The organism is Dysgonomonas sp. ZJ709 (assembly GCF_011039195.1).
In the GTDB taxonomy this organism is placed as follows: domain Bacteria; phylum Bacteroidota; class Bacteroidia; order Bacteroidales; family Dysgonomonadaceae; genus Dysgonomonas.
Genome location: NZ_JAAKEM010000010.1, coordinates 39,929 through 49,402, shown reverse-complemented (window position 1 = coordinate 49,402; position 9,474 = coordinate 39,929). Strand labels below are relative to the sequence as shown.

Annotated in this window: 5 protein-coding genes; 4 read left to right on the top strand and 1 reads right to left on the bottom strand. The window is 34.5% G+C overall.

Going from position 1 to position 9,474, the window contains the following annotated elements:
* The first annotated feature begins 134 nt into the window (after window positions 1–134).
* Window positions 135–1,202, top strand: a complete 1,068-nt coding sequence (locus G7Y56_RS08795; protein ID WP_165042757.1) for a right-handed parallel beta-helix repeat-containing protein — start codon at window positions 135–137, stop codon at window positions 1,200–1,202.
* A gap of 28 nt (window positions 1,203–1,230) precedes the next feature.
* Window positions 1,231–2,328 carry a right-handed parallel beta-helix repeat-containing protein gene (locus G7Y56_RS08790; protein WP_165042756.1) on the top strand — a complete coding sequence of 366 codons (1,098 nt, stop codon included), beginning with the start codon at window positions 1,231–1,233 and terminating at the stop codon, window positions 2,326–2,328.
* A gap of 254 nt (window positions 2,329–2,582) precedes the next feature.
* Here the strand turns inward: G7Y56_RS08790 and G7Y56_RS08785 are convergent, their stop codons facing one another.
* The gene (locus G7Y56_RS08785; RefSeq protein WP_165042755.1) at window positions 2,583–4,181 is read right to left on the bottom strand and encodes a leucine-rich repeat domain-containing protein; all 1,599 of its coding nucleotides are present in this window, start codon (window positions 4,179–4,181) and stop codon (window positions 2,583–2,585) included.
* Window positions 4,182–4,570: 389 nt separating this feature from the next.
* On the opposite strand from G7Y56_RS08785, the gene G7Y56_RS08780 reads away from it, so the two are divergent.
* Both G7Y56_RS08780 and G7Y56_RS08775 read left to right on the top strand, forming a co-directional pair.
* Window positions 4,571–6,223, top strand: coding sequence for a DUF6377 domain-containing protein (locus G7Y56_RS08780; RefSeq protein WP_165042754.1), 1,653 nt, complete (start codon window positions 4,571–4,573; stop codon window positions 6,221–6,223).
* A gap of 226 nt (window positions 6,224–6,449) precedes the next feature.
* Window positions 6,450–9,467, top strand: a complete 3,018-nt coding sequence (locus tag G7Y56_RS08775; protein ID WP_255498695.1) for a TonB-dependent receptor — start codon at window positions 6,450–6,452, stop codon at window positions 9,465–9,467.
* Window positions 9,468–9,474 lie beyond the last annotated feature (7 nt).

The following is a 9,474-nucleotide window of genomic DNA, read 5'->3' as shown; positions in this document are numbered from 1 at the left end:
TGAATATAATTTAATAATATAGATATCTATTCGATTTTATAACATAATAGTAGGTGTGTATAAAATTAAATTTTAACTTTTTTTTGAAAAAGTGAATTCTATTATTTTTTAACTTAACAATAATAAAACTCATAATGATAAGATATTATAGTAAGCTCTTAATGGTTATGTGTCTGTTTGTCTCTTCGTGTACAAAAGACGAAGACCAGAATGCAGATATGCGTATGATTCCTGAAAAAATATATGTAATAGACAACAATGTCTTTGGCATCAGAGCAGATAAGACAGAAGCTAAGGCAACTACAGATGGGATCAATAAGGCTATCGCAAAAGCAAAATCGGAAGGATATAATACCGTTAAACTGATCAAAGGAGATTATCTGATATACTGTGTTAATGAGAGCGACTGGTACGCCACCGATGGTATATTCGTGCCTACCAATATGACTCTCGATCTGGGTGAAGCCAGATTGTATGTAGAGCCAAACGACGCTCCTCACTATGCATTGATACAGATAGATCATGCCGAAAATGTAACAGTCAGAGGTGGACATATTATTGGAGATAGAGCTCAACATGCGAATAAAAACCATGCCTTAGGGTATGGTATTCAGGTTGTAGCATCGAGAGATGTAAAAATAGAAAATGTAAAAATAGAAAGTGTAACAGGCAGTGGTATTATATTTACGACATACGTTTATATAGCATTTCATGGAAGGTTCCCTTCTAAAAATGTAAAAGTTACCGGATGTGATATTTCGGACTGTGGTAAACATGGTATTCATGCGGTTGAAAATAAAGGGCTTGAAATATCAAACAATAAGATTTCTAACATTAAAGGAGGCATAGACCAATACGCAATCGATATAAATCCTAACTCAGCGTGGAAAAGTGTAATGGAAAACGTTAAAATAAGCAACAATACATTCGAAAATTGTAGCAATGGAATGAGGCTTTGGGGTGGGAGTGATATAGAGGTATCTGAAAATTATTTTGAAAACTTAAATATCTTTGGCATACACTGCCAAAGAGTACAAATCTATAAGAATACGCTTACCAATACAGGTACTATTTATATCAGTGCAAGTAGTGAAAATGGTCTGAGCGAAGATTATTGTATCCCCACTGAGGGCGATAAGAAGAATATCTGTTACAAGATAACAGACTACTCAACCAAAACTCCGAATTTTACTTGTCCATAATCTCATTGTTATAAAAGAAATAAATCAAATGAAAGCTAAATATATATATTTAATCCTATTAGTATCTTTACTTGCATTCTCATGTTCTAATGATGATTCTGAGCCGAGTAATGTATTTGTTATAAATAATTCTCAATTTGGAATTTCGGCCAACAAATCGAATGCCCGACAAACCACCGACGGAATAAATAAAGCTATCGAACAGGCTAAAGACGAAGGGTATAGTATAATAAAGTTCGCTAAGGGCGAGTATCTGATACGTAGCGAAGGTGCTACAGGCTATGATAATGGTAATGGTATATTCATACCCAATAATATCACTTTCGATTTGACAGAAGCTACATTATATATTGAGCCCGGTAGCAAGGACGTGCATAAACTGATTCGTATAGATGAAGTAGAAAACGTAACTATCATCGGAGGGCATCTGATCGGTAACAAGGATAAGTATGATGCCGAGAACAATACGAAACCTAGTGAATGCGCTATCGAAATAAACTGTTCGAGAAATATTACAATAGATGGGGTGAAAATGGAAAACTTCAGAGGCAGTGCCATGTGGGTTGGTTATGGGTTTATAGCACCCAATGAGAAACGATTGAATAAGAATATCAAGATCGTTAATTGTGAGATTTTCCATAATAGCATGCAAGGTATAAGTATTATACATGCTAGTAATGTAGAAATAGCCTACAATAAGATTTACGATATAGGCGGAATGGCGCCAGGTTGCGGAATAGACATAGAACCCGAAACTGATTGGCTTGATCCGTTGCATCCTTGGAAATCGTGGGTCGAATATGTTAAAATTCACCACAACGAATTTAAAGATACCAAAGGTGAAGGTTTGTGTTTTGTCAATTATTACACCATAGACATAGAAGCTACAGACAATACATTCGATAATTCGGCCATTATAGTTAGCAGCAATGCTAAAAGGATTCGTCTGATGCGAAATACCTTAAAAGGATGGGAATCATATATGGTTGCAAGTACTTCAGAAGACGTATATATGCCTCTTGAAGGACCAAATAAGAATGACATAGAATTTAAGGAGCGAGCGTTAAACTGTTCTACTCAAACAGGATATATTAAGGAGACTGATAATTATGCAAAGTGTTATTAAAAGAGAAGCCTTACATAAGCGAGCAAGCATGGAAAGATGCTCCGTCATTATGCCCATATATTTGATACGAGCATTTTAAGAGATATTCGAAAAAAGATATACATATTCAGAAATATAAAAGCCTGTCAGAAATAATCTGATGGGCTTTTATTGTAAATAAACTTTAAGATTATAGTACTATACCATTCTGCATACACGGAAGTACATCGCTTGATAAGACCACAATTTTGGTGGACTTTAAATTGAAAGACTAATTACACTAATATCCCAAGCAAAGCACGAGCTTCTTTCAAATTCATCTTCTCGCCTTTCATTTCTATCAATCTCAGATTTTTTCGTTCTAATATTTTTTTTCCTACAAACATATCTTCGATGACATCATTAGTATAAAGGTTAGTCCAGTTTCCTATTTGCAAAAGCTTTTCTATATCATCGGATGTCGCATTGTCTATATTTAACCTAAGTGTTGTCAGTTTGGATAATCCATTCAATATTTGTATGCTTTTTTCATCCAATAGAGAAAGGTCGAACGAGAAATCTTTCAGCTTTACAAGCTTCTCTATCTCAAAATAAAAAGAAGTGAAAAGATTGTCCATCATGCCTAATATGGATATATTTTCCATTTTTGATATAGTCTCAGGAAAAGAATTTAATTTGCAACTTGAGATATTTAGGTTGACCAATTGGGGTTGAATACAATGGATATTAGGTTGAAAATTTCTTTCTAAATTAAGTTTTTTTAGTTTAGGAAATGATTTATCTATCGATAATTTACTTTTGGTTTTCTGAGAGGAGATGTCCAGTTCTGTTAATTGAGGTAGGCTATATAATACATCGGGAACTATTTCAAAATGGCATTCATCAAATTTCAACTTTTTCAGGGATTGTAATAACGAAAAACTATCAGGCAAATCAGATATCTGATTATGGCCTGATTCTATTTCTTCCAGACTTATAAGTTGAGATAATATTTCGGGAAAAGAAGTGAATTCGCAATTATCTATGCTAATCTTTTTTAGTTTGTTTAGCTTCACTATATCATCCGAAATAGTATTTATGTAGTTTCCTGAAAGATCTAATACAGTGATTTCATCCAGTTCCCATACTTTATCGGGGATATTCTCCAAATCCATGTATGATAAATCCAGTTTCTTTATTTTACTTTCCTGTAACTTGAAAAACCGTTTTTCCAGTGGGCTTTGTATCGATTTATCGCTGATAATGGATTCGCCCTTTAGAATTGCTTTCAGTATATTGCTTTCCTTAAGTACCTCCTCCCATTTATCATAATACTTGCTTTGAAATATATCTATTAGTTCATATTCTGTATTGTCATTATTTCGTCCAATTATATAACCTTTTTTTATATTTTTAGTTCTTAATGCATGATCAGATGATATAATAACCTCAGCCGCCAGAGAACCTTCAACTGTGGTTGTTCCATGGTTGTATACCCCAATGAATGTCTGTGCAACTGTTACGTCTTTTTCGAAAGTAGTTTCTCCTCCTCCCATCCAAATATTCCGGGCTATAACATCTCCTTGAAATATAGTTACAGGACCAAAATCTTTTTCCATTTGTACTAATGCATTTTCGACAGATACATTTTTCCTGAAAACAAAGAAGTGATTGTTCTTGCTCTCTTTTTCCAGATCATCAAGAAAAAGGTCTTTTACAACAACTTCATTTTCCATAATAAATATGGTACCATTATATGAATTTCTATAATAATCAGGAATATATATATTGAATTCACCTAATTTTTCGACAGGTATTTCGTATTGTATAAAGTCTGCTAATGTTATAGTATTATTTAGAGGGAATTTCGACCCATTATCTTTAATTGATTGCATTGTTTTTTTATGATATATACAAGAAAGTTGGGGGATATATTATTGCCAAACTTCCATAATTAATTTCCCAGGTACAAATATAATGAAATTTCACAATTTTATTTTCTCATGGACTTATAGTTAAAATATGTCTTGAATATGGAATAACTGAAATGAATGACAGTTAAATATCATATACTCGAAAGACAATCAATACTTATTTTATTACCTTTTGCAATTACTAATCGAATATCAAATACCACTTAAGACCGGATATACCAATCTCACCATATAATATCTTATCAATATCGAAGTAAACAATACTACAAAATCACCTTTTAAGTTAAATACTTACAATAATTTGTTTAATAGTTTTATATTTGCCGATAAGCTTATTTATATGCAAAGCAATGAAGAAATCTTTACTCTTGATATTTGTATTTTTGCAATTTAGCTATATATATTCTGCTATAGAAAAAGACACTACTTTCCAATATTTAAGCAAATTATTGGATAATAAGGAGGTGTATATGCATGTGAAGGAGCAAAAAATATCAGAAATTAAGAGAATGCTCCAAACGCCCAATATATCAGAGGTGCAGCGCTATGATATTAATCTGAAATTGTACGATCAATATAAAACCTATATATCGGACTCGGCCATACACTTTGCTCAAGAAAATTTACAGATAGCGCATCGACTGAATAATGTATTGTGGATAGACAAATCGAAATTGGCTTTAGCATCCTTATATACTATTGCTGGAATGTATATAGAATCTATAGACTTATTGAGGAGCATAGATCGAAAAACAATGCCTGAAAAACTTTTGGTCAGTTACTACGATACGTATAAACTCTTGTACAGTTCTTATTCCTCCAATAATTTATATACAAATATCTATTATGCAAAAAGCAATTTGTATCGTGATTCACTTCTAAATGTACTCGATAAGACATCTAATCATTATAAGATAGTATATTCCGAAAAATTGCTGGATCAGAATAGATTGGAAGAATCAAAACAGATTTTACAAAATCTTTTGGAAGAATCAAAATTAGAAGATCATGAAAGAGCGGTACTAGCTTATGCACTAGCTAATGTTTATAAGAAAGAAAATAATATTGAGCAGCAAAGAGTATATTATACTATTTCTGCTGTTTGTGATATAAAGAATGCTATTAAAGAAAATGCTTCGTTACAAGCTTTAGCTGGTGTATTATTCGAAACGAACGATATCGATAACGCTTATAAATGCATCAAATTTTCGATGGAAGATGCTATATTCTGTAATGCCCGATTGAGAACTTTCGAAGTATCTAAAGTATTCCCGATTATAGATACCGCATATCAAGATAAGGTGACTAAGCAAAAAGAGGGTTTACTATTTTTTCTCATCCTTGTCAGTCTGTTATCTTTATTTTTAATTGCTGCTGTAATATATGTGTACAGGCAAATGAAACGAGTAGCTGGTATTCGAAAAGAACTTTACCGTACAAATGTAAAACTGAACGAACTGAATACCGATTTGCAAAAGAATAATGTTCAACTCAACAATCTTAATGGTGAACTATCTGAAGCAAACCGCATTAAAGAAACATATATCGGACACTTTCTCGATCTGTGTTCTATGTATATAAATAAGTTGGAGAAGTATCAGAACACACTGAACAAAAAAGCTGTAGAAAAAAGGCTGGACGAGCTTTATAAGATGTTGAAGTCTCGTGATATGATCGACAATGAGTTGAAAGATCTTTTCGATAAATTTGATAATATATTTTTACACCTTTATCCTAGTTTTGTTGAGGATTTCAATTCACTGCTTCTCGAAAAAGAGCGTTTTGTATTGAAACCAAATGAATTATTGAATACAGAATTACGTATATTTGCTCTTATACGATTGGGCATCGTCGATAGTTCCAAGATAGCATCTTTCCTCCATTATTCTGCAAATACTATTTACAATTACCGTACAAGGGTAAGAAATAAAGCAGCTGTACCTCGCGACGAATTTGAACTTTTAGTAACAAAAATAGGAGTCAAATTTACAAAAAATAGCTAATTTTAGGATATCCTATCTACTTTTATTAGCATCCAAAAACACCTTATGTTTCTATTAATAAGACATTTATATTAATGTCTTATCTATATTATTTCTATATCTTGTTTTTCTTTCTTTATACTCACCCTATTTTTGTAGAGATCAGTTTAGAAGAGGTTTAATAGCCAAACTTCAAAACTACCTTTTATCCTAATTCAAAATCTAATTTTAATTTAAACACCTTGCCATGATGAATGTAAAATCTTTTACGAGCTTACATAGAATATGTTTCATATTTATGTGTATGCTGTTCAGCCTGAATATACTGGCTCAGGATCAGAACAAAATTACAGGAGTAATAACCGACCAACAGGGAGAGCCTATTATAGGAGCCTCGGTAGTAGTGAAAGGTACCACGACGGGTGCGATTAGCGATATCGACGGAGTTTTCTCATTGGATGTCGATAACAACGCCGTACTTACAATCTCTTACATTGGTTTTGTAAGCCAAGAAATTCCTACTTTAGGAAAATCAAATTTGAAGATTATTCTGAAAGAAGATTCTAAAATTCTAGACGAAATCGTAGTTGTAGGATATGGAGTGATGAGAAAAAGCGACCTGACAGGGTCTGTTTCGTCTATTTCTGCCCAAACGATCAAAGACAAACCTGTAGCCAATATCGGTGAAGCATTGCAGGGACGAGCTTCGGGCGTACAGGTTATATCATCCGGAAAACCGGGCGATAACGTCTCTTTTCGTATTCGTGGTATTAGTACTATAAATAATAGTGAACCTTTATTGGTAATTGACAATGTTCCTACCGATATGCCTCTCAATGCCCTGAACATGGAAGATGTGGAGTCTGTTGATGTTTTGAAAGATGCTTCGGCCACTGCAATTTATGGTTCACGTGGAGCAAATGGTGTTGTAATTGTCACAACAAAAAGAGGAAAATCGGGTGATGGCTCTATTTCCCTAAGTGCCAATTGGGGAGTACAGAAAGCTACAAGTATGCCAAAAATGCTTAATGCCAGCCAATTTGCATCGTTGCATAACGAAATGATCAAGAATTACAACAATCCGAATTATACTCAAAGACCTGATTTTGCTGATCCTTCAGCCTTAGGTACTGGTACTAATTGGCTTGATGAACTGTTCCGTGCGGCAGTTATGCAAAACTATACCCTATCTTATTCGGGAGGTAACGACAAAAGTAATTATTATGTATCAGGAGGGGTACTCGATCAGGAAGGCATTATATTAAATACCTCTTACCGACGCTATACATTTCAATTCAATAGCGAATCGAAAGTTCGTCCATGGTTGAAATTCGGGAATAATGTAACGTTGAGCCATGATATCAAAAAACAGGGTTCATACAGTGTCCGCGATGCTATGGCTGCTTTGCCTACTCAACCGGTATTTAATGAAGACGGTTCATTTTCAGGACCTGGAGAACCAGCCTATCAATATGGGGATATAAGGAATCCGATAGGAAGTGCCACCTTGAATAAAGAACAAACAAAAGGTTATAATGTGTTGGCTAATGCTTTTGCCGAAATAAAGATAATGAAAAACCTTACGTTCAAAACCTTAGGAGGTATTGATTTCAAGTTCTGGGACAAACGTAATTTCTATCCTAAGTATAACTGGAAGCCAATTCCCCAACCACAATCGAATCTTTATGAAGAGTCGAATAAGAGTATGACTTATCTGTGGGATAATACACTGACCTATATGGAAACATTCAAAGAAAAACATCATTTGAATGCAATGATAGGCTCGAGTGCTCAAAATAATGTATATAACAATATGAGCGCAAGTGTTCAGAATTTCCTGACAGACAACAATAATCAATTGAATAATGGATTAACAGACCCTACTGTAGGAGGTACTAAAAACGATTGGTCTATATTATCATTTATTGGTCGTGTCAACTACAATTATGCTGACAAATATTTACTGACTGCCACTATCCGTCGTGATGGTTCATCTCGTTTCTCTAAAGAGAATCGTTGGGGTACATTCCCTTCTTTCTCGGCAGCATGGCGATTGTCGGAAGAATCGTTCTATAACAAGAATAAATGGGTGAGCGATATCAAATTGAGAGCAGGATATGGTGAAACAGGAAACCAAGCCGGTATAGACAATTATGCTTACTTCACACGATTGAAAACCGGACAATATGTATTTAACGAAACCCCTGTTTCTACACTATACCCTAAAGTGATGCCCAATCCTAACGTGAGATGGGAAACAGTAAAACAATTTAATGCCGGAGTAGATTTGTCTTTATTGAATCAACGTATTAATGTTGTTATTGATGCTTATATAAAGAATACGTCCGACATGTTGGTGCCAATGTCGGTACCTATTACAACAGGGTATTCGGATATAGATGTTCCTAGTATAAATGCAGGAAAGGTAAGAAATAAAGGTATAGAGCTTACTGTCTCTTCTCAAAACCTGAAAGGAGCTTTCGAATGGAATACCGACTTCAATGTGTCTTACAATAAAAACGAAGTGATAAGTATGAATGATGGAGTTCCTTTATTTGTAGGAGGTGACATTAACATGACAAAAGTGAGAGTGAACACCGAAGGGCATCCTATCGGCTCATTCTACGGCTATGTAACCAATGGAATATTCCAAAATCAGCAAGAAGTTGATAGATATGCTATACAAGTGCCGGGAGGAACAGCACCGGGTGATATCCGTTTCAGAGATTTAGACAATAATGGCGTAATCAATGCAGATGACCGTACCTATATTGGTAACCCGTCGCCCGAATGGACATTCTCGATGAACAATACCTTTGCTTACAAAGAGTTCGATTTGCAAATTTTCTTGCAAGGTGTTGCAGGTAACGATATATACAACGCAAACAGAATATGGCAGGAAAGTATGTCTATTCCACAAAATCAGACAATAAAAGTGCTGGATAGATGGACTGGCGAGGGTACAAGCAATAGCGTACCACGTGCTATATATAGCGATCCTAACCAAAACGTGCGCCATTCAAACCGTTTTATAGAAGATGGTTCGTATCTGAGAGTGAAGAATCTGACTTTGGGATATACACTACCTAGATCTATTTCACAAAAAGCATTCCTAAGTATGGCTCGTTTTTATATCTCATGTCAAAACTTGCTTACTCTTACAAAATATTCGGGATTCGATCCTGAGGTAAATGTAAGTGGTGTCGATTTAAGCACATACCCTGTTACCCGTACGTTGAGTGTTGGTGTAAACGTTAAGTTCTAATTCAAAA